Source organism: Nocardioides sp. Z22_16 (genome assembly GCF_058134365.1).
Genome location: NZ_JBYTTI010000001.1, coordinates 271,939 through 291,771 on the forward strand (window position 1 = coordinate 271,939; position 19,833 = coordinate 291,771).

Below are 19,833 nucleotides of genomic sequence, written 5' to 3' on the forward strand. Positions count from 1 at the left end.
GGTACGGGACGGGGCGCGCGCGGCCACCCGCGGGCGGACGGCGCGCCGTAACCCTAGCGAGCGACCGGTCGACGGGTCATGGCCGCGTCATCCCAAGTCGTGGAACCTGCGGGCCTCGGCCACCACCCGGTCGAAGACCGCCCGGTCCAGGGCGGCTCCCTCGCGGCGGATCGCCGCGTCCTGGAGCCGGAGCAGCCGGTCCAGCCGCACCTCGCTGGGCCGGCGCTGCCGGTCCCAGTCCCCCGTCCCCACGTCCATCCAGTGGCGGCCCCACCGGGCCTCGTCCTGGGCGTCCCGGTCATGGTCCTTGCTGCTCAGCATCAGCCCCAGCCAGGCGTCCTGGTGGTGGGCGAGCAGCAGCACGGGCCGGTCCTTGCCCTGCGACGGGTCGTCCTCGTAGGGCACCCAGCCCCACACGATCTCGCCCGGGTCGGGCTCGCCGTCGATCTCGGCGGCGTACCTCACGACCGGGCCTGCGACGGGCTCACCGGTCGCTGGGGCGGCTCCGGACGGCCAGCCGGGCGCGGTGCCACGGGGGCCTCCGGCACGGGCGGCGGACCTCTGGGCGAGCACGCCGAGCGCGCGACGGAAAAGTCCCATGCCGCTCATGCTAGAGGGGTACGCCGGACCGGGAGCGCCTCACGGCGCGTGGCCGCTCGTAGCGGCTTATTTTGGGACCCGGGGCTGCCGCGGTCCGGCGTACCACCACGCCCCATTGTAGTCGCAGGGCAAGGACGGCCCTCGCCATCCGGTCGCCATCAGGTCGCCATCGGGTCACCGTCAGGCCAGTTCGCCGCGCATCTCCAGGTGGGCCGCCGCCTCGAGCTGCTCGGCCAGGGTCAGCATCCGCGCCGCCGCGTCGTGCCGGGCGTCGGGCTCGGCCAGCGTCGCCCGGCCCACCGCGACCACGTGGGCGAAGGCGGCCGCCCGGTGGAGGACGTCGGCGAAGTCACCGCCGGAGATCCCGCGCAGGACCTGGTCGACCATCGCCTTGAGCTGCTCCACCCCCGGCGGGTCGGCCACCCCGGCGACGACCCGGGCGAACGGCGCGGCGGCCCGCCCCGCCTCGAACTGCGCCGCCACCTCACGAGGCGACGCGTGCACCCACGAGCGCAGCAGGTAGAGGCGCCACAGCGCTCCGGCCAGGGAGTCGACCGGCGAGCCCGACCACAGCTCGGCCAGCACCTCCAGCCCCTCGGTGTCGGCCAGGTGGACCACCCGCTCGGCGATCGAGTCGTCGCCGGCGGCCCGGGCGCCCCGGACCAGCAGCGCCGCGGCCCGGTCCGCGGCCTCCTGCATGAGCAGCGGATCCGCCCCCGCCTCGATCTCGGCGAAGAGCTTGTCCCCCGGCATCATCGGACGGTGGTGGGGTCGCTCGGCCATGCCCGCCAGCGTACGTCCGTTGGGGTGGGCGGCTGGATCCCCGCTCAGGCGGGGTTGTGCAGGGTTCGTGGGTGTTGCAGCACCCACGAACCCTGCACAACCCCGGCCAAGCGGGTACTCATGTGGCGGCGAGCGCCTTGCGGAGGCGCTGGTCGGAGACCGGCTGGGCGGTGCCGAGCTGTTGGGCCCACAGGGAGACCCGGTACTCCTCGAGGAGCCAGCGCACCTTCCGCAGCGCCTCGCCGGGCGGCCGACCGGGCGGCAGTGCCTGCACCTGGTGGAGGTAGGAGGCCTGCACGTCGGCGACCTGCTCCATCAGCTGCCGGTCCCGGGCGAGCTGGCCGGCGAGCTTCTCGCGGCGGTGCTCGAGCGCGGCGAGGTAGCGGGGGTAGTGACGCAGCTGACGCATCCCGGCCTCGCCGAGGAAGCCGCGGTGAACGAGCCGCTCCAGCTGGGCCCGCATGTCGGTCAGCGCCGGGAGCGTGTGCAGGTCGGCGCGGCCGGAGAGCGCCTTGTCGCAGGCACGCCAGGCCGCCAGCACCTTGATCACGTCGTGGATCCCCGCCCGGACCGCCGCCTCCAGGTCACGCCCGGCCTCGGCGAGCAACGCGTCGAAGGCGGCGCGGTCGCGCACCGGCGGGTGGGCGTCGACGACGTCGCTCAGCACGGCGGCGCGCAGGTCCTCCAGCAGCTCCGCGACGCTCGGGTACGGCGAGGCGGCCAGGCCGAGCTTCTCGGTGTTGGAGAGCCCCGCGAGCGCCGCCGCGGAGCCCGGCAGCGCCAGCAGCAGGAGCCGGCGTACGCCGAGACGGTGGCGCGCCGCTGCCTCGTCGGCCGACCCGTAGACCCCGAGGCCGACACTGGCCCCCTCGTCGTCGAGCGCCGGGAAGCCCCGCACCTCGTGGCCGGCCCGGCGCTGGCTGAACGACTCCTCCAGGGTGCCGAAGGTCCACGTCGTCTGCCCGGTCGCCGTCACCCCGGTGTCCTGGGCGACCTCGGCCACCGCCGCGGCGAACGCCGGCCGCAGCGGGGCCTTGAGCGCCTCGAGGTCCTTGCCGCGCGCGGCCTCGGCGCCGTCCTCGGTGACGACCCGGAACGTGGGCCGCAGGTGCGCCGGCACCTTCTCCCAGTCCCACGCGTCGCGCGGCACGTGCACCCCGGTGGCCGAGCGCAGGTAGCGCTCCAGGGCGTCGAGCAGCGGCTCCTCCCCCGGCGGCACCGCGGCCAGGAAGTCCCGCGCGGTGTTGGGCGCCGGCACGAAGGAGACCCGCAGGTTCTTGGGCAGGCTGCGGATCAGGTGGGTGACGAGCTCCTCGCGCAGGCCGGGCACCAGCCAGGAGAAGTCGTCGACGTCGACCTGGTTCAGGGTCGCCACCGGTACGTCGATGGTGAGGCCGTCGTCGGCCGCGCCCGGCTCGAAGTGGTAGCTGATCGGGAAGGTCAGGTGGTCCCCGTGCCACTGGGTCGGGAAGTCGGCGGCCTCGACCTCGGCCACGGTGTCGTGGGTGAGCATGTCGAGGTCGAAGGTGAGCAGGTCCGGCCGCTCGCGCCGCTCCTTCTTCCACCACTGGGCGAAGTGCGCGCCGCTGACCACGTCGGGCGGCACGCGGGCGTCGTAGAAGTCGAAGAGGGTGTGCTCGTCGACCACCAGGTCGCGGCGGCGGGCGCGGTGCTCGAGCTCCTCGGCCTCCGCGAGCAGCTCCATGTTCTGGCTGTAGAAGCGGTACCGGCCCGAGGTCAGCTCCGCCCACTCCCCCTGGACCAGGGCGTGGCGGATGAAGAGCTCGCGGGCGACGGCCGGGTCGATGCGGCCGTAGTTGACGGGCCGGTCGGCGACCAGCGGGACCCCGTAGAGGGTCACCTTCTCCAGCGCCATCACGGCCGCGCGCTTCTTGGACCAGTGCGGCTCGCTGTAGGAGCGCTTGACCAGGTGGGCGCCGAGCCGCTCGGCCCACTCCGGCTTGATCGCGGCGTTCTGCCGCGCCCACAGCCGGCTGGTCTCGACCAGCTCCCCGGCCATCAGGAACGCCGGGTTGCTCCCCTTGAGCACCGAGCCGGGGAAGATCGCGAACCGGGCGCCGCGGGCGCCGACGTACTCGCGCATGGGACGACGGCCCGACGCGCCGGGGCGTGGCTTCTCCCGCTCCTCCAGGGCACCGATGTGGGAGAGCAGGCCGGAGAGGAGCGCCTGGTGGATGCCGTCGGCGTCGGGGGTGTCGGCCGGCCGGCCGACGTCGATCTTCATCTCCTTGCAGACCTGGCGCAGCTGCGACTCGAAGTCCTGCCACTCCCGCACCCGCAGGTAGTTGAGGAACTCGCGCCGGCACATCCGGCGGAAGGCGCTGGAGGAGAGCTCGCGCTGCTGCTCCTTGAGGTGGCGCCACAGGTTGAGCCAGGTCAGGAAGTCCGACGACTTGTCCTTGAAGCGGGCGTGCAGCTGGTCGGCCTGGGCCTGCTTGTCCGCCGGCCGCTCGCGCGGGTCCTGCAGGGAGAGCGCGGCGGCGATCACGATGACCTCCCGCACGCACCCGAGCCGCTCGGCCTCCAGCACCATGCGCCCCAGGCGCGGGTCGATGGGCAGCCGGGCCAGGCGCTGACCGAGCTTCGTCAGCCGCGGCCCGTCCTGCTGCCGGCCCCGCCCCTTCCGGGACGTCATGGCGGTCGGCTGCCCCGGCGACCGCTCGCCATGACGTTGCGCGTCGCGGGACGACGGCTGCGCGCCGTCGGACGACGCCATGGCGCCGAGCTCCTCCAGCAGCTGGATCCCGGCGGTGATGTTGCGCCGGTCCGGGGGGTCCACGAAGGGGAACCGCGCCAGGTCGCCCAGCCCGAGCGAGGTCATCTGCAGGATCACCGAGGCGAGGTTGGTGCGCAGGATCTCGGCGTCGGTGAACTCCGGGCGGGACTCGAAGTCCTCCTCGGAGTAGAGGCGGATCGCGATCCCCTCCGCGACCCGCCCGCAGCGGCCGGAGCGCTGGTTGGCCGACGCCTGGCTGATCGGCTCGATGGGCAGGCGCTGCACCTTGGTCCGCGCCGAGTAGCGGGAGATCCGGGCGACCCCGGTGTCCACGACGTACCGGATGCCGGGGACGGTCAGCGAGGTCTCGGCGACGTTGGTGGCCAGGACGACGCGGCGCACGGTCGAGGGGTGGCTGGAGAAGACCCGGTGCTGCTCGGCGGCGGAGAGCCGCGAGTAGAGCGGGACCACCTCGAGCCGGTCGGAGCCCAGCGACTCCAGGGCGTCGGCGGTGTCGCGGATCTCCCGCTCGCCGGGGAGGAAGATCAGCACGTCACCGGGGCCCTCCCGGGAGAGCTCCCGGACGGCGTCGAGGATCGCCTCGGTCTGGTCGCGCGTGACCGGCTCCCCCTCCTCGTCCGACTCGGGCAGCTCGCGCAGCGCGCGGTAGCGGACCTCGACCGGCCAGGTGCGGCCCGAGACCTCGATCACCGGCGCCGGCCGGCCCTGGGGGTCGGAGAAGTGCTCGGCGAACCGGTCCACGTCGATGGTGGCGGAGGTGACGATCACCTTGAGGTCGGGACGGCGGGGCAGCAGCCGCTTGAGGTAGCCGAGCAGGAAGTCGATGTTGAGGCTGCGCTCGTGGGCCTCGTCGATGATGATCGTGTCGTAGCGGCGCAGCATCCGGTCGCGCTGGAGCTCGGCGAGCAGGATCCCGTCGGTCATCAGCTTGACCCGCGAGGACGCCGAGGTCCGCGCGGTGAACCGGACCTGGTAGCCGACCAGGTCACCGAGCTCGGTGCCCAGCTCCTCGGCGATCCGCTCCGCCACCGAGCGGGCCGCGATCCGCCTCGGCTGGGTGTGGCCGATCAGGCCGCCGCGGCCGTCCTCGCCGCGCCGGCCCCGGCCCAGCTCGAGACAGATCTTGGGCAGCTGGGTGGTCTTGCCCGACCCGGTCTCGCCGGCCACGATCACCACCTGGTGGTCCCGGATCGCCTCGGCGATGTCATCACGGCGCTGCGAGACCGGGAGCTCGGCGGGGTAGGTGATCGTCAGGTCACCGGAGCCGGGCTCCGCGTCGGGCCGGTCCCCGGGTCCGCTGACGGGATCGCTGCTGGGCATGGTGGGCACCATTGTGCCCGGCGCGGGGCAGTCGGCCGAGGGCCGGTCAGGCCCCGGGCGGGTCCGCGACAACGGGGTGTGGCCACTCCGCGACCCCGACCCGCCGGCCCGTCACGTCCTGCGCGGTGATGCGCAGCATCATCGGGCGGTTGCCTCCGGCCCAGGGCTGGGGAAGGTCGACGGGCGGGTCGAAGACGGCGGCCGACGGGTCCAGCACCCGCTCGCAGAGCCCCAGCACGACGACGCTCCACCCGCTCTTCAGCTCGCGGTCGAGGTGGTCGATCTCGAACGCCACGGTGGCGCCGGGCCCGTGGGTGGCCAGCTCGGAGTAGGAGGTGGTGCGGATCTCCAGCACCCCGTCGTTGACGGTGTAGTTGACCGGCACGATCCGCGGCCCGTGCGGCGTGGTGAACGCGACCCGCCCGACCACGTCGCCGCGCAGCAGCGCACGGCTCTCGTCGAGCGAGAGCTCGGCCACCTCTTCCATGCCCCCATGGTGGCATGCCGCGGTCCCCGGTGCGAGAGGCCGCGGACCGCTAGGGTCGCCCGCATGAGGACACTGGACGCCAAGGTCGTCGCCATCACCGGAGCCGCGTCGGGTATCGGGCGGGCACTGGCCCTGGAGACGGCGGGGCGCGGCGCCCTGCTGGCCCTCTCCGACGTGGACGAGACCGGCCTGGCCGAGACCGCCGAGCTGGCCCGTGCCGCGGGGGCCAGGGAGGTGCGCGCCGACCGGCTCGACGTCTCCGACCGCGCCGCGTTCACGGCGTACGCCGACGAGGTGGCCGCCCACTTCGGCCGGGTCAACGTGATCGTCAACAACGCCGGCGTCGCGCTGGCCGGGGACTTCACCGACCTGGAGCCCGGCGACATGGAGTGGATCATGGGGATCAACTTCTGGGGCGTGGTCCACGGGACCAAGGCCTTCCTGCCCCACCTGATCGCCTCGGGCGACGGCCACGTGGTCAACCTCTCCTCGCTCTTCGGCCTGGTCTCGATGCCGGGCCAGAGCATGTACTGCGCCTCGAAGTTCGCGGTGCGCGGCATGTCCGAGGCGCTGCGCGAGGAGATGATCGTCGCCGGACACCCGGTCGGCGTGACCGTCGTCCACCCCGGCGGGATCAGGACGGCGATCGCCCGCAACGCCCGGGTCTCCGACCCCGACGACAAGCAGCGCACCGCCGACTTCTTCGACCAGCGGCTGGCCCGCACCGAGCCCGAGGAGGCGGCGCGGGTCATCGTCAAGGGCGTGCTGGCCGGCAAGCCCCGGGTGCTGGTGGGCGCCGACGCGCACGCGCTGCACCACCTGGCCAAGACCACCGGGGCGCGCTACCAGGACCTGGTGGCCCGGGTCGCGCGGCGGGCGCTGCCGGCCCGTACCAAGGTGATCTGAGGCGACCCCGAGGTGACCGACGGCGCCCGCCGGCCGGGTCAGCCGGTGCGCTGCGAGATGGCCAAGTGGGGCGACCTGCCCCACTGGTCCTACGACGGCCTCTGGCTGGGCGAGGACGAGCTCGGCGACTGGCTCGGCTTCCCCGCCGGCACTCTCTTCACCCGTCCCGGGCACCGGTTCGTCGCCACCAACGACCAGGTGGGTCTGGTGCCCGCTCCGGTGGCCGGCGGGCGGCCGTGGTGGCTGGCCACGTTCCACGGTGAGGGCGGCGGCTCCCTCCCACCGCTGGCCGGCGAGCCGGTCGCGCTCTACGTCGACGTCACCACCCCGGCGGTGTGGGACGGCGCCACGCTGCGTGCCGTCGACCTGGACCTCGACGTCGTCGGGGACGTCCACGGCCGGGTGGTGGTCGACGACGAGGACGAGTTCGACGAGCACCGGGTGCGGTTCGGCTACCCCGCTGACGTGGTCGCCGCGGCACGGGCGAGCTGCGCGCGGGTGGCGGCCGCGGCGAGCGCCGGGGAGACGCCGTTCGACGGCGCCCACCTGCGCTGGCTCGACGTGCTCCGGGCGCTCAGCGCTTCGAGCGAGCCCTGAAGACCCCGACCAGGCGCGGACCGGAGAGCCGTTGCTCAAGCTTGCGCGCCTCCCGCTTCACCGGCTGCGCGACGTACTCGCCGAGGATCACCCCGGAGGCCAGCGCGATCGCCACCGAGGCCGCGGTGACCATCGCGAGCAGGCCCTGGGAGATCGCCTCGCCGCCCTCGGCCAGCAGCGAGAGGCCGCGATAGATCGAGAGCCCGGGCAGCAGCGGCACGATCGCGGAGACCACCACCACCAGCGGCGGCACCCGGACCCGGCCGGCGACCGCGTAGGCGACCAGACCGATCGCGAACGCCGCGGTGGCGGCCGCCCAGGTGCGCCCGAGCCCGGCCTCGTCGATCACCCGGAAGATCGCCGCGGCACCGCCGGCGACCACCGCGATCGGCAGCAGGATCCGCTTCGGCGAGTACGCCGAGTAGGCGAAGGCGGCCGCGCAGAGCGCCGCCCCCACGGCCAGCACCCCGATGTCCTGCCAGCCCGACCGGCCGGGCTCCAGCTGGCCCACGTCGACCCCGACCATCTCACCGAGGCTCAGGCCGCCGCTGACCCCGGCGATGATCCCGGCGGTGGCCAGGAGCGCCTCGATGATCCGCGCCCCCGCGGTCACGTAGAAGCCGGAGAGCGCGTCCTGGAGGGCGCCCATGAAGCCGATCCCGGCCAGCAGCATGATGATGTTGGCGGTGACGACCAGCGACGGGTCGACGTCGAGGCCGGAGGCCGCAGCCCCCACGGCGAAGAGGGTGGCCACCACCCCGCCGGCCACCTGGAGGTAGAAGGTCGGCAGCCGCCGGCGGCTCAGGAAGAGCTGCACCCGGTCGATGCAGGAGGCCGCCACGAAGGCGATCGCGACCACCAGCGCACCGCCGCCGAGGAAGAGGGCCACGGAGGCACACATCACCCCGGTGGCGACGGTGACCGCCCAGCGCGGGCGGTTGTGCCCGACCGAGACAATGGTGGCCATCCGGTTGCGCGCCATGTAGAGGTCGAGGCGTCCGGCCAGCAGGTCCCGGACCAGGTGGTCGACCTGGGTGAGGTCCTCGTAGTCGATGTCGCGCTGCTTGACCTGCCGGAGCATCACCAGCGACGGCATCGCCGCGTCGTACTGGTGGCCCATCGAGACCTGGGTGAAGGTCACGTCGATGTCGGTGTGCCGCAGTCCGAGGTGGTGGGCGACCGCGCCCATCGTGGCGGTCACGTCCGCCGCGCCGGCCCCGTTGGCGAGCAGCATCTCGCCGATGCGCAGGCAGAGGTCGATGGTCAGGTTGAGCTCCTTGACGTCAACCTCGCTGTTCTGATCAGGCACAGTCGTCATGCTGTCACGCGCCGCCGGCGACCTCCCGTGCACCTGCCCCTAGGCTGACCGCGTGCGCATCGACTTCCACGCGTCCCCCACGCCCACGTTGGGAGTGGAGTGGGAGCTGGCCCTGGTCGACTCGGAGAGCCGAGACCTGGTCAGCGCCGCGGCCGACCTCTTCGAGCTGGCGGTCCCCCGCCTCGCGCAGCCGGAGCGGCTGCACAAGGAGCTGCTCCGCAACACCGTGGAGGCGGTCACCGGGATCTGCCACGACGTCCCGGAGGCGATGGGGCAGCTGCGCGAGACCCTCGAGGTGGTCAGCAAGGCGGGCGACGAGCTGGGCGTCGACCTCTTCGGGGCCGGGGCACACCCCTTCGCCAGCTGGTCGGCCCAGCAGATCACCGAGGGCCACCGCTACGAGGAGCTGATCAACCGCACCCAGTGGTGGGGCCGGCAGATGCTGATCTGGGGGGTCCACGTGCACGTCGGCCTCCCCGAACGGGACCGGGTGATGCCGGTGCTCACCGGGCTCCTCAACTCCTACCCGCACCTGCTGGCCCTCTCGGCCTCCTCCCCGGTCTGGGCGGGCCAGGACACCGGCTACGCCTCCAACCGGGCGCTGATGTTCCAGCAGCTGCCCACCGCCGGGCTGCCCTTCCAGTTCCAGCGCTGGGATGAGTTCGAGGCGTTCGCCCACGACCAGCTCACCACCGGAGTGATCTCGGAGCTCAACGAGGTGCGCTGGGACATCCGCCCCGCACCCGGACTCGGCACCCTGGAGAACCGGGTCTGCGACGGGGTCTCCACCCTCGACGAGCTCGGGGCGCTCACCGCCCTCATGCACTGCCTGGTCGTCGACCTCGACACCCGGATCGCCGCGGGCGAGCAGGTCAGCACGATGCCTCCGTGGCACGTGCAGGAGAACAAGTGGCGCGCCGCCCGCTACGGCCTCGACGCGATCATCATCCTCGACGGCGACTCACGCGAGCGGCTGGTCACCGACGACCTGGCCGACCTGCTGGAGCGGCTCGAGCCGGTCGCCCGGCGGCTCGGCTGCTCCGACGAGCTGCGCCGGGTCGCGGACATCCCCACCCGCGGCGCCTCCTACCAGCGCCAGCGGGCGGTGGCCCACGAGTCGGGCGGCGACCTGGTGGCGGTCGTCGACTCGGTGGTCAGCGAGCTGCGCAGCTCGCTCGCCTGAGGCGGGCTCAGCGCTCCTCGAGTCCCCCGCCCAGCTGCTCGGCCACGGCGCGCAGCCGCGCGCGGGTGATCTCGGCGACGGTGCCCAGGCCGGCGCGGGCGGCGTTCGAGCCCTGCCGGGTGGCCTCGGCGGAGTTGATCGAGAGGCAGTGCCGGGTGCCGCCGTCCTCGAGGTTGGCGAGCGCGACCGCGTGGCCGGTGGTCCCGCTGCCCGCGAAGGGGTCCACCACCCGGGCGTCCGCCGGCATGGTCCGCAGGATCCGGCGCAGCAGACCGGTCGGCTTCGGGGACTCGAAGACGTGCCCCACCAGCTGCTTGAGCTCGGCGACCGCGGTGTCGGTGGAGCCGACCTCCTCGGCGTGCCAGATGGTGCGCAGCTTCTTGCGGCGCCCCCCGGGCTTCTCCAGCCAGTCGCGCTGGAAGACGTCGACCCGGGGGCCCCGCAGTCCCCGGATCTCCCGGCAGACCAGGTCGTCGGGGCGGGACCCGATCAGCGGCCGCGACCAGCGCCAGACCGCCGCGGCGCCGTCGCCGAAGACGGGGTGCACCTCGACGGCACCGGGGAACGGCGCCAGGGCGACACGCCCGTCGCCGGGGTCGCCGTAGACCGGGAAGTGCAGCGTCGGCGCGGTCAGCGGGTTGAACTTCTTGTTGGTGTTGCGCAGGGGCAGGTGCCGGAAGCGCCGGCCGTCGTCGGCGACCTCGGGGAAGTCGGCGGCGTCCACGCTGTCGGCCGTGGAGGCGTCGAGCCGGCACTCGCGCGCGTCGCGGGCGAAGACGAGCAGGTACTCGTGGTCGGTCGCGAAGCCGCGGCCCAGCTGACGCCCCTTGGGGTTGAGGTTGACGACCACCTGGGCCAGGAAGTTCTGCTCACCGAAGACGTCGTCCATCAGCAGCCGCAGCCTCGCCGCCTCGTTGTCGTCGATGCTGACGAAGACGGCGCCGCCGGGCGCGAGGATGCGGTGCACCTCCTCCAGGCGCGGCCGCATCATCTCCAGCCACGCCTGGTGCCGTCCGGCACGGCCACCGCCGGCGGTCCGGAAGCGGTCGGCGTAGGCGAAGTCGTTGCCGGTGTTGTAGGGCGGGTCCGCGTAGACGAGGTCGACCGAACCCGTCTCGAGACCCGACAGCACGTGGAGGTTGTCCCCCTCGACGAACGTGTTCCAGGCCGTCACGTCCGCCACATTAGTGCTCATCCGTCCTACTCTGGAGCGCATGCCCTCCTTCACAAGACCGCATGCCCCAGCCCACCGCGCCGTCTGGGGGGCCGTCGCCGGCCTCGCCGCCGGCTCCTGCGCGCTGGCTCTGACCGCACCGACCGCCACCGCGCAGACCGGCTCCGCCGGACCGGGCGCCGCCGCGGTCGCCGACCTGAAGGCCGCAGACTCCGCCCACCCAGCCGGGGAGCGGGCCCCCGGGACCGGCACCGCCGAGCGCCCGCGCCACGCCAGCGACGGCAAGACCGGCTGGGTGGCCGAGCCGCTGCCGGCCGGCCGCCGGGCCCCCGCCACCGTGATCTCCGAGACCGGATGGAACATGGCCCCCGGCATCGACTACCGCACCTGGGACCAGATCGAGCCACGCGGGGCGGGCATCCCCCAGACGGTCCGCTTCCAGCTCCTCACCGTCGACATCGTCAACCCGGCCAACAGCTTCGACCTGGTCGCCACCCAGAAGGTCGCCGACGGCACCTCCGTGGAGTGGATGGCCAAGCAGTCCGGTGCCGTGGCCGCCATCAACGGCGACTTCTTCGACATCGGCGACACCGGCGCTCCCCTCGGCGTGGGCAAGGCCCGCAAGGGCGGGCTGCGCCACGCCCCCGCCTCGGGGTGGAACAGCGCCTTCTGGGTGAACAAGGCCGGTCGGCCGCACGTCGGGGAGATGCCGTTCGTCGGCAAGTTCCGCCACGGCAAGCGGCCCAACATCACGTTCTCGGGCTTCAACTCCCCCGTCGTCCCCAAGGGCGGCATCGGGGTCTACAGCCCCAAGTGGGGCAAGACCAGCGGCTACTCGGTGACCGACGGCCAGAAGCGCGCCCGTCAGGTGATCATCAAGAAGGGCCGGGTCGTCTCCAACCGTTACGGCCTCACCCAGGGCAAGAAGATCCAGGGCAAGCTCCTGGTCGGCCGGGGCAAGGGCGCTGCCCTGCTCAAGAAGCTCAAGCGCGGCGAGAAGCTCGGCCTCCAGTGGCGGGTCAAGGGCGCGCCGCGGATCGCCATCTCCGGGGACCGTCCGCTGCTGCTCGACGGGCAGCGCGTGGTCATCAACGACCAGCTGATGCACCCGCGCACCGCGGTCGGGATCGACGAGGACGCCAACAAGGTCCTCTTCCTCACCGTCGACGGACGGCAGGCGCACAGCCGCGGCTACACGATGGTCGAGCTGGCCAACATGATGCAGGCCCTGGGCGCCGAGAACGCCCTCAACCTCGACGGCGGCGGCTCCACCACCATGGTCGGCCACACCGACCTGGGACAGCTCGCGGTGCTCAACACCCCCTCCGACGGCACCCAGCGCAAGGTCCCCAACGGGCTGGCGGTCTTCTCCAACCCGATCAGCTGAGGTGGGGGCCGGCCCCTCAGCTCGGGCCGGCCACCCCCTCCGCCTCCTCCGCGTCGACGGCGAGCACCGCGACCGTGGTCACCGGGACCAGGCACTGCACGGTCTGCTTGGGCATCCGGACCCGGACCCGGAGCTCGCCGTCCTCGCGTCGGAGGAACCACTCCTCCGATGAGTCGCAGCCGACCGAGAGCACGGCACCCAGCAGCGCCTCGTCGTCCTCGAGCTGCTGCCGGGCCACCACGAGGGCCTCGCGGAGATCGTCGCGGAACCGCGACGAGGTGAACTCCACCAGCCAGGCCTCGTCCGAGCCGGTGTCGGCGAGGAGCACCACGTCGCCGCCGCTCCCGCCCGCGTCCGGGCCGGTGACCTCCGCCAGGTCGCGGTGCGCGACCCGCCCCGAGGGCGCACCCGCGCCGGCCGTGGGCTGCTCCGGCGACCCGACGCCCCCAGGAGCCGAGGTCGACGGGGCAGCCGGCTGGGCGGGGGACGGCTCCGCCGGGTCGACGCTGCTCCCGGCACAGGCGGTCACGAGCAGCAGGGCGCACGCCGCGACGAGACCGCCGGCCCTGAGGCGGGCGCCCGGAGAGGTTCGTCGTCGCACGGGTGGCACCTCCGCTGTCGGGCCGGCAGGGCGGGGCTGGAGCAGGCCGGCCGGGGCCTCGACGTACCCCCTGGCCCGCCGCGACTACCCTCCGGGCATGGCGAGATTCACCCGCGCGGAGCTGGAGGCGGTCCGCGACACCGAGGTGCCCGACCTGCTCGGCCCCGACGTGCGGCTGCTCTTCGTCGGCATCAACCCGGGCCTGTGGACCGCGGCGACCCAGACCCACTTCGCCCACCCGGCCAACAGGTTCTACCCCGCCCTGCACCTGGCCGGGATCCTCGAGCGGCGCATCGACCCGGCCGCCGGCATGACCGACGACGACCGGGACCACCTGCGCGCCCGTGGGCTCGGCATCACCAACCTGGTGCCCCGGGCCACGGCGCGAGCCGACGAGCTGACCCCCGACGAGCTGGCCGCCGGCGGGGCCCGCCTGCAGGAGCTGGTGGCCCGGGTGCGGCCGCGGGTCGTGGCGGTGCTCGGCATCACCGCCTACCGACAGGCCTTCGGGGACCGCAAGGCCGTCACCGGCCGTCAGCCGGACTCCTTCGCGGGCGCCGATCTCTGGGTGCTCCCCAACCCCTCGGGGCTCAACGCGCACCAGACCGTCAGCACCCTGGCCGAGGCGTACGCCGAACCCGCGCGCGCCACCGGTCTGCTCTGACCGGACCCCGCGCCGCTCCCCCACGGGGCGCTGTGGAGAGGGCGCCGCCGGTGGAGGGCTGTGCAGAGCCGCCGGGGAGGTCGGACGGGGCGCCGCCACCCTTCCAGGCATGACCACCCCCCTCCCCCACGCCGCCGCCTCGGCCGAGCGGTCCTGGCGCCTCCTCGTCCGTCGGCTCGGCTTCCCGCACCCGCCGGGCTCCGACTTCCCGGGCCACTCGGTGTGGCTGAGCCTCACCCCCCGGGACGACCGCCACGCCTCCCTGGTCGAGATCACCGACACGGTCGTCCCCCCGACCGACGGCGAGCTGGTCGCGCTGGCCGAGCTCCTGGGCGAGCTGGTACGCCGGCAGGAGCCTGCCGAGCCCGCGCGTCGTCCCGAGCACGACGCCACGGGCGTCGGCGTGCAGGTCAGCGTGCTGCGCACCCGGCCCGGAGGCGGCCCGCCGGGCGCCGCCGACCGCTCCTGGGCCGACGCGCTCGGCAGAGCCGCCGAGCTGGCCGGACTCGACTGCGTGCTGGCCTGCTTCGCCAGCCGCGACGAGTTCAGGACGCTGCGCAGGGCGCAGCCGACCACCACGCAGCGCGGCGCCGCCCGCTCCGCATGAGTCCGGTCACCCCGTGGCGCCGGGGTCCTCGATCGTGGTCACCAGGTCGGTGAGCACGGGACGCCGCGGCGCCGAGCTGAACCCGAAGCGGCACGGCGGGTCCAGCGCGGTCAGCGACCCGAGACGAGCGCCGTCGAAGCGACCGGCGACCGAGTCGAGCGCATGCACGTCGGTAGGCCCGTAGAACTCGCGGCGGCCGTGGCCCGCGGTCCCCCGGGTGCGAACGCCGCGCAGCAGGACCCTGGCGACCGGATCGGTCACCCGGGACCAGACGGGCGCCGTGGCGACCGGCCGCGGCACCAGACGCAGCGCGTAGCCGAGCGGGGTGCGACGGCCTATCCCGAAGGTGAGCTCGAGCGACGGGGTCTGCACCCGCCACCGCTCCCGTCCGGCGGGCATCCCGAAGCCGCTCGCCACCCGCCCGGTGACGACCTCGACGGGCTCCACGCGGACCTCGTCGAACCGGTAGGCCCCAGCCACCAGGTCGGCGACCTCGGGGCTGGGGGCCAGCAGCACCCGGTGCCCCTCGACCGTCTCGACCATCACGTCCGCGAAGGGCCCCAGCGGGGAGTGGTCCCACCGTCCGACCACCGCCCGGAGACCGCTGGTGGTCCCCACCCCGGCGATCTGTCCGACGAAACGTGCGCGCGCCATGCCCCGACGGTAGTCGGGCGGAGGTCACCGGGGGCGCGGGCGAGGGTCAGTAGGGCCAGCCCGCGGGCGGGACCTCGACGACGGTGACCGACTCGCAGTCCTTGCCGTCGTACTTGTTGACCAGGCCGATCTTGTCGCGAGGATCGATGGACCCGATGTAGATCACCTGGTCGTAGCCCTCCTGGCAGTAGATCTGGTCGTACTCCCCGTCGTTGAGGACGTAGAAGATGTCGTCCCCCTCCTCGGAGTAGAACTCGTCCGACCCGCTGCCGAGGAAGATGATGTCGTTGCCCTCGTCGCCGGTGCCGTTGTCGTCGCCGGGACCGTCGATGAGCACGTCGTTCCCGTCACCGCCGTCCAGCTCGTCGTCGCCGGCGCCGCCGTCGAGGTGGTCGTTGCCGTCAGCACCCGAGACGTGGTCGTTGCCGTCGCCCCCGTAGACCTGGTCGTCGCCCTGGGCTCCCATCAGGCCGCCGACCCGGGTGCCGCGCCGGAGGTTGTCGTCGCCGGCTCCGCCGTAGATGACGTCGTTGCCGGGCCCGCCGGAGATGCTGTCCCGGCCGTCGCCTCCGTCGAGCGTGTCGTTGCCGACCATGCCGTCGATGACGTCGTCCCCGGCCTCGCCCCAGACGGAGTCGTCGCCGTTGTGCATCATGATCGTGTCGTTCCCGGGGCCGCCCCACGCCTGGTCGTTGCCGGCGTGCCCGTGGAGCAGGTCGGCGCCGCCCTCCCCGTGCAGCAGGTCGTCACCGGCGTTGCCGTCGAGCTGGTCCTTGCCGGGGCCGCCGTAGAGGGTGTCGTTGCCCGGGTGCCCGTAGAGGCGGTCGGCGCCGCCGCGGCCCTTGATCAGGTCGTCCCCCGCGAGGGCCCTGATGACGTTGCCCTTGCCGTTGCCGATGAGCACGTCATCGCCCTTGGTGGCCTTCTTGGCCGCGAAGGCGGGAGCGGCGAGGCTCAGCAGCAGGAGGAGGAAGAGCGGGGCGAGGGCGAATGAGCGGCGGATGGAGGGCCTCCCGGGTCTCGGCGCGGGCCGCGCGGGCACGGAGCCGGCGACGTGGGCCTCAATTATCCCCAGATCGCCTGAGGGAGACTGAGGATTGCCTGGATTTCCGAAGACTCTCCCACCCTGTTCCGGCCCCCGACTGGCAGGCTGCTCCCATGCCCGACTCGCCCCCACCCGCCACCGAGCCCCCCGCCCCTCCCTCGGCACCCGCCCCTCCTTCGGCGCCGGTCCGTGAGGCGGTCCGCCGCTATGCCGCGATGCAGCCCGGTCTGCTGGGTCCGACGCAGCGGTTCGTCGAGCTGGTGACCTCGCTGCTGGACGAGGCGGGCATCAACTACCTCTCGGTGGACGGCCGGACGAAGAGCGTGGCCTCCTTCGCCGCCAAGGCCGCGCGGCTGGTCGACGGGGAGCCGGAGTACAGCGACCCCCTCAGCGAGATCACCGACCAGGTCGGTGTCCGGGTCATCACCTACGTGCACAGCGACGTCGCCGCGGTCGCGGAGGTCTTCGACGACCAGCTGGTCGTGGTGGACGATCGGGACCTGGGCCTCGAGACGGCGCGCGAAGGCCGGTTCGGCTACTCCAGCCGCCACCTCCTGGTCGCGGTCGGCGAGCCCGGCCCGGAGGGCTTCACCGACCTGGCGGGGCGGCGGGCCAGCATCCAGGTCCGCACGGTGCTGCAGCACGCCTGGGCGGAGTTCGAGCACGACATCCGCTACAAGGGCACCGTTCCGGAGGAGCACGCCCCCGACCTCGACCGCCGCTTCACCCTGGCTGCGGGACTGCTCGAGCTGGCCGACCAGGAGTTCTCCGCCATCCGGGCGAGGCTCCAGGGGTCCGGCGCGGCCCGGCTCGAGGACGCGGACCCGAGCGATCCCCGGATCAGCGGGCAGGAGCTGGCCGCCTTCCTGGCGGGCCAGTACGCCGACGCCGGGTGGTCGCACACCGACCACTACGGGTGGATCGCGGGGCTGCTCCTGGAGCTAGGGGTGACCTCGCTCGACGAGCTGGCCGCGCTGCTGACGTCGGTGGACCCCGAGGCGGTGATCCGCCGGATGGGATACCGCTACCCGGCGGGGGCGGTCCGTCGCCTCGACGACGCCCTGCTCGCCATCTTCGGGGAGCAGTACGTCGCTCTCCCCGGCAACGCGCACCGGGTCCCGCTGCTCAGGGCCCGCCTGGCGAAGCTGGTGGACCAGGGAGAGCCCAGGAGCTGAGTGCCCGGCGCGGAGCCTCGCGGCTCCGCGCCGGGCAGCCGTCGGGCTAGGCGTCAGCGGAGGGCGACTGGTCGGCCGGAGCCGGCTTCGCGCTCTCCGCCGGCGCCTTCTCCGCCGGAGCCTTCGTGGCGGGCGCCTTCTTCTCGGGGGCCTTCGCGGCGGGGGCCTTCTTCGCGGGGGCCTTCTTGGCGGGGGCCTTCTTCGTGGCCGGAGCGGTCCCGGTGGCCGCGGCGGTGCGCGTCTCCTCGGGGGCGACCGGGACGCTGGTGTCGACGTCCGAGGCGGCAGCCACCTGGGCGATCGCCGCCGGCGTCGGCGTGCCCTCGGCGACCTTGCGGGGCGCAGCCTTCCGGGTGGGCAGCTTCCCCCCGGGACCGCTCGGGGCGGCCTTCGTGGCGGGCGCCTTCTTCGCCGCCGGGACCGCCGGGGCCGGGGCGGCCTTGGTCGCCGGCGCCTTCTTCGCCGCCGGCGCCTTCTTGGCCGCCGGCGCCTTCTTCGCGGCCGGCGCCTTCTTGGCGGCGGGCGCCTTCTTGGCCGGCACTGCCTTCACGGGTGCGGACGACGTCCGGGGCGCGAGCGGGTCACCGTGCGGCGAGGCCGTCTCGGCCTGCTCGACAGGCGCCTCGCTCGGGCTGACCGGCGTCTGGGGCCGTGGGGAGTCCACCGGCCAGGTCACGTCGCCGCGCGCGTCCCCACGTTCCAGGAGCTGGCCGGCGCGGGCGACCGCTCCGCCGACCACCTGCCCGGCCAGGCCTACGCCGGTCCCGACGACGTCCTTGACGTCGTCGACGATCTCCTGGACGGTCTCCTGCGGGCGGGTGACGAGGCCGGTCGTGCGCCGTGCCACCTGGGCGAGTGCTTTGCGTGGGTCCATGTTCTCTCCTATACCCCGTTGTGCTCCTCGGCATGGGTGAGGAACGCGCCCCATGATCCCCTACCCCGCCGCACGCCGCGTTCGGCGTCACGGCTCGTGGACGGCACACTCAGCGGGCGGACTCCTCCGCCTCGCGAGGCGTGTAGGTGAGCTCCTCGTAGGGACCGACCAGGAAACGGCCGTCGGTGCGCACCCGCACCCACTGGAGCCCCGCGGGGACGCCCTCGTCGTCGTAGGTGATCAGGGTCATCTCGGCGTCACGGCGGGGCTTGCTGCCGATCGCGATGGCGTACGCCGCGCCGCCGGTGGTCCCGTTGGTCCAGGCGTAGCCCACCTCGCCGTCCGGGGCGACCACCTCGGTCGGTCCGTTCTGCACGTGGAGGTGGCCCCCGACCGCGAGGTCGGCGCACCCCCGCTCGAGTGCCTCCTGGGCCAGCTTGACGTCGTGGACGAGGAGGGTGTTGATCCGCTCCTCGGAGTCGCAGGCGGTGTCGGCGAGCCGCTCGGCCACCTCGCTGAAGGTCAGGCCGCTCTCGTCGCGCCAGCTGCCCAGGCCGCTGCTGCGGGGGTCGTCGACACCCAGGATGATTCCGCCGCCGGGCCCCTCCTCCACCTCGTCGACCGGCCGGTTCCAGCCGAGCTGGTCGAGGTAGTCGCCGACGAAGTCGCCGTGGTCGTGGTTGCCGGTCACCGCCCACCGGTCGAGGTCCTCGAAGGACTCCTGCAGGGAGTCGAGGGAGAACGCCTCCCACGGCTTCCCGGTCGAGGTGTCGTCACCCGCCCCGAGGACGGCGGTGGCGCCGGCCCGGTCGGCGACGGCCCGGGCGACCCGGTCCATCCCGACGTTGTCGTGCCGGTCGGAGACCAGGAGCGCCACGGTCTCGTCCTCCTCGGGCTCGCGCACCTCGATCTCGGCGGCCGCCTCGGCGGCTGCGTCGTACCACTCACGGCTCTTGGCGTAGGTCTCCACCGCGCTGGCGATCAGCCGCTTGGTCTGGGTGCCGGTGATGTCGGCGCGGACCTCGAGGCCGGCCGCCTCCTCGGGGATCGGCACCTGCTCGCCCAGGAACTCCGACAACGGGATCCAGCTGCGGGTGCGGTCCACCGCCGGCTCCTCGCCGTACCAGGGCTGCCAGAGCGCCACCACGAGGGCGAGCACCAGCGAGGCCCCCAGCAGCGGCCGGGGCCGGAAGGTGCGCAGCCCGTCGAACAGGTCGCGTCGCCGGGCATGGCCGAGCAGCAGGAAGGCGACCACCGGGATCGCGCCGACTGCCGCGCCCCGCAGACCCGAGGCGATCGCCATCTCGACGACCAGCTCCTGGACCTTCGCGATCTGAGCCTCGGAGTTCGACGCGATCAGCGCGTACCGCTCGAAGAGCTCCTCGGTGGAGCCCGCGTCGGTCTTGCCCAGCGCGATCCGGACCCCCAGGCCGCCCGCGACGTCCATCCGGACGTCGGGCAGCACCGGACCGGTCGCCAGGACCGCGTGGCCGTCGAGGGTGGGGGTGACGACCGCGTCGTGACCGGCCAGCACGGTCGTGCGGCTGCTGTTGAGGAAGAGGGCGGAGCCCACCGCCACCGCGGTGACCACCCAGACCCCGACCAGCAGGGTCCAGCGCAGGACAGAAGTGGGGTCGGGACGGGAGAGCATCTGCCTCACCGTAGCCAAGCGCCGGCGGCCCCCGGCGGGCGGCTCCGGG

At 73.7% G+C, this 19,833-nt stretch carries 18 protein-coding genes; 7 read left to right on the forward strand and 11 right to left on the reverse strand.

Annotation, left to right across the window (positions count from 1 at the left end; translation table 11 throughout):
- Window positions 1-87 precede the first annotated feature (87 nt).
- The 4 genes from AC3X7R_RS01340 to AC3X7R_RS01355 all read right to left on the reverse strand — a co-directional run bounded on the left by AC3X7R_RS01340 (window position 88) and on the right by AC3X7R_RS01355 (window position 5,948).
- Window positions 88-600, reverse strand: a complete 513-nt coding sequence (locus AC3X7R_RS01340; RefSeq protein WP_489963745.1) for a type II toxin-antitoxin system PemK/MazF family toxin — start codon at window positions 598-600, stop codon at window positions 88-90.
- A gap of 180 nt (window positions 601-780) precedes the next feature.
- Window positions 781-1,383: a hypothetical protein gene (locus AC3X7R_RS01345; RefSeq protein WP_489963746.1), complete on the reverse strand. Its 603-nt coding sequence runs from the start codon at window positions 1,381-1,383 to the stop codon at window positions 781-783.
- Window positions 1,384-1,501: 118 nt separating this feature from the next.
- Window positions 1,502-5,461 carry an ATP-dependent RNA helicase HrpA gene (hrpA, locus tag AC3X7R_RS01350; RefSeq protein WP_489963747.1) on the reverse strand — a complete coding sequence of 1,320 codons (3,960 nt, stop codon included), beginning with the start codon at window positions 5,459-5,461 and terminating at the stop codon, window positions 1,502-1,504.
- 46 nt (window positions 5,462-5,507) lie between these two features.
- The gene (locus AC3X7R_RS01355) at window positions 5,508-5,948 is read right to left on the reverse strand and encodes a pyridoxamine 5'-phosphate oxidase family protein (RefSeq protein WP_489963748.1); all 441 of its coding nucleotides are present in this window, start codon (window positions 5,946-5,948) and stop codon (window positions 5,508-5,510) included.
- Between the two features lie 63 nt (window positions 5,949-6,011).
- Between AC3X7R_RS01355 and AC3X7R_RS01360 the strand changes: the two genes are divergently transcribed.
- Together AC3X7R_RS01360 and AC3X7R_RS01365 are read left to right on the forward strand one after the other, a co-directional pair.
- Window positions 6,012-6,854, forward strand: coding sequence for an SDR family NAD(P)-dependent oxidoreductase (locus AC3X7R_RS01360; RefSeq protein ID WP_489963749.1), 843 nt, complete (start codon window positions 6,012-6,014; stop codon window positions 6,852-6,854).
- Window positions 6,855-6,866: 12 nt separating this feature from the next.
- On the forward strand, window positions 6,867-7,451 hold the full coding sequence (locus AC3X7R_RS01365; RefSeq protein WP_489963750.1) for a DUF402 domain-containing protein: 585 nt from the start codon (window positions 6,867-6,869) through the stop codon (window positions 7,449-7,451).
- On the opposite strand, the gene AC3X7R_RS01370 is transcribed toward AC3X7R_RS01365, so the two are convergent.
- Window positions 7,429-8,760, reverse strand: coding sequence for a threonine/serine exporter family protein (locus AC3X7R_RS01370; protein ID WP_489963751.1), 1,332 nt, complete (start codon window positions 8,758-8,760; stop codon window positions 7,429-7,431). The genes AC3X7R_RS01365 and AC3X7R_RS01370 overlap by 23 nt on opposite strands.
- Before the next feature lie 61 nt (window positions 8,761-8,821).
- Here AC3X7R_RS01370 and AC3X7R_RS01375 point away from each other — a divergent pair, with 61 nt between their 5' ends.
- Window positions 8,822-9,952 (forward strand): glutamate--cysteine ligase, encoded by a 1,131-nt coding sequence (locus AC3X7R_RS01375; RefSeq protein WP_489963752.1) that lies wholly within the window; start codon window positions 8,822-8,824, stop codon window positions 9,950-9,952.
- Between the two features lie 7 nt (window positions 9,953-9,959).
- Here the strand turns inward: AC3X7R_RS01375 and AC3X7R_RS01380 are convergent, their stop codons facing one another.
- Window positions 9,960-11,147, reverse strand: coding sequence for a site-specific DNA-methyltransferase (locus AC3X7R_RS01380; protein ID WP_489963753.1), 1,188 nt, complete (start codon window positions 11,145-11,147; stop codon window positions 9,960-9,962).
- Between the two features lie 19 nt (window positions 11,148-11,166).
- Between AC3X7R_RS01380 and AC3X7R_RS01385 the strand changes: the two genes are divergently transcribed.
- On the forward strand, window positions 11,167-12,513 hold the full coding sequence (locus AC3X7R_RS01385) for a phosphodiester glycosidase family protein (RefSeq protein WP_489963754.1): 1,347 nt from the start codon (window positions 11,167-11,169) through the stop codon (window positions 12,511-12,513).
- A 16-nt stretch (window positions 12,514-12,529) separates the two neighbouring features.
- Here the strand turns inward: AC3X7R_RS01385 and AC3X7R_RS01390 are convergent, their stop codons facing one another.
- Window positions 12,530-13,114 carry a hypothetical protein gene (locus tag AC3X7R_RS01390; RefSeq protein ID WP_489963755.1) on the reverse strand — a complete coding sequence of 195 codons (585 nt, stop codon included), beginning with the start codon at window positions 13,112-13,114 and terminating at the stop codon, window positions 12,530-12,532.
- Window positions 13,115-13,211: 97 nt separating this feature from the next.
- Between AC3X7R_RS01390 and mug the strand changes: the two genes are divergently transcribed.
- Window positions 13,212-13,778, forward strand: a complete 567-nt coding sequence (gene mug, locus AC3X7R_RS01395; RefSeq protein ID WP_489963756.1) for a G/U mismatch-specific DNA glycosylase — start codon at window positions 13,212-13,214, stop codon at window positions 13,776-13,778.
- Between the two features lie 109 nt (window positions 13,779-13,887).
- Window positions 13,888-14,385 (forward strand): hypothetical protein, encoded by a 498-nt coding sequence (locus AC3X7R_RS01400; protein WP_489963757.1) that lies wholly within the window; start codon window positions 13,888-13,890, stop codon window positions 14,383-14,385.
- Between the two features lie 6 nt (window positions 14,386-14,391).
- Here the strand turns inward: AC3X7R_RS01400 and AC3X7R_RS01405 are convergent, their stop codons facing one another.
- Both AC3X7R_RS01405 and AC3X7R_RS01410 read right to left on the reverse strand, forming a co-directional pair.
- Window positions 14,392-15,039 carry a hypothetical protein gene (locus tag AC3X7R_RS01405; protein WP_489963758.1) on the reverse strand — a complete coding sequence of 216 codons (648 nt, stop codon included), beginning with the start codon at window positions 15,037-15,039 and terminating at the stop codon, window positions 14,392-14,394.
- Window positions 15,040-15,085: 46 nt separating this feature from the next.
- Window positions 15,086-16,081: a calcium-binding protein gene (locus AC3X7R_RS01410; RefSeq protein ID WP_489963759.1), complete on the reverse strand. Its 996-nt coding sequence runs from the start codon at window positions 16,079-16,081 to the stop codon at window positions 15,086-15,088.
- A gap of 116 nt (window positions 16,082-16,197) precedes the next feature.
- On the opposite strand from AC3X7R_RS01410, the gene AC3X7R_RS01415 reads away from it, so the two are divergent.
- Entirely contained in the window at window positions 16,198-17,259 is a 1,062-nt protein-coding gene (locus AC3X7R_RS01415; protein ID WP_489963760.1) for a GTP pyrophosphokinase, read from the forward strand.
- Between the two features lie 46 nt (window positions 17,260-17,305).
- Here the strand turns inward: AC3X7R_RS01415 and AC3X7R_RS01420 are convergent, their stop codons facing one another.
- Both AC3X7R_RS01420 and AC3X7R_RS01425 read right to left on the reverse strand, forming a co-directional pair.
- Window positions 17,306-18,133 (reverse strand): hypothetical protein, encoded by an 828-nt coding sequence (locus AC3X7R_RS01420; protein WP_489963761.1) that lies wholly within the window; start codon window positions 18,131-18,133, stop codon window positions 17,306-17,308.
- A gap of 109 nt (window positions 18,134-18,242) precedes the next feature.
- Complete coding sequence (locus AC3X7R_RS01425; RefSeq protein ID WP_489963762.1) at window positions 18,243-19,784, reverse strand: metallophosphoesterase; 1,542 nt, start codon at window positions 19,782-19,784, stop codon at window positions 18,243-18,245.
- Window positions 19,785-19,833: the final 49 nt, after the last annotated feature.

Bases quoted from the DNA above. Each gene is read 5' to 3' on its own strand.
- AC3X7R_RS01420 (WP_489963761.1), bottom strand. From the start codon at position 18,133: ATGGACCCACGCAAAGCACTCGCCCAGGTGGCACGGCGCACGACCGGC.
- AC3X7R_RS01385 (WP_489963754.1), top strand. From the start codon at position 11,167: ATGCCCTCCTTCACAAGACCGCATGCCCCAGCCCACCGCGCCGTCTGG.
- AC3X7R_RS01355 (WP_489963748.1), bottom strand. From the start codon at position 5,948: ATGGAAGAGGTGGCCGAGCTCTCGCTCGACGAGAGCCGTGCGCTGCTG.
- hrpA (WP_489963747.1), bottom strand. From the start codon at position 5,461: ATGCCCAGCAGCGATCCCGTCAGCGGACCCGGGGACCGGCCCGACGCG.
- AC3X7R_RS01345 (WP_489963746.1), bottom strand. From the start codon at position 1,383: ATGGCCGAGCGACCCCACCACCGTCCGATGATGCCGGGGGACAAGCTC.
- AC3X7R_RS01400 (WP_489963757.1), top strand. From the start codon at position 13,888: ATGACCACCCCCCTCCCCCACGCCGCCGCCTCGGCCGAGCGGTCCTGG.
- AC3X7R_RS01405 (WP_489963758.1), bottom strand. From the start codon at position 15,039: ATGGCGCGCGCACGTTTCGTCGGACAGATCGCCGGGGTGGGGACCACC.
- AC3X7R_RS01340 (WP_489963745.1), bottom strand. From the start codon at position 600: ATGGGACTTTTCCGTCGCGCGCTCGGCGTGCTCGCCCAGAGGTCCGCC.
- AC3X7R_RS01380 (WP_489963753.1), bottom strand. From the start codon at position 11,147: ATGAGCACTAATGTGGCGGACGTGACGGCCTGGAACACGTTCGTCGAG.
- AC3X7R_RS01360 (WP_489963749.1), top strand. From the start codon at position 6,012: ATGAGGACACTGGACGCCAAGGTCGTCGCCATCACCGGAGCCGCGTCG.
- AC3X7R_RS01425 (WP_489963762.1), bottom strand. From the start codon at position 19,784: ATGCTCTCCCGTCCCGACCCCACTTCTGTCCTGCGCTGGACCCTGCTG.
- mug (WP_489963756.1), top strand. From the start codon at position 13,212: ATGGCGAGATTCACCCGCGCGGAGCTGGAGGCGGTCCGCGACACCGAG.
- AC3X7R_RS01415 (WP_489963760.1), top strand. From the start codon at position 16,198: ATGCCCGACTCGCCCCCACCCGCCACCGAGCCCCCCGCCCCTCCCTCG.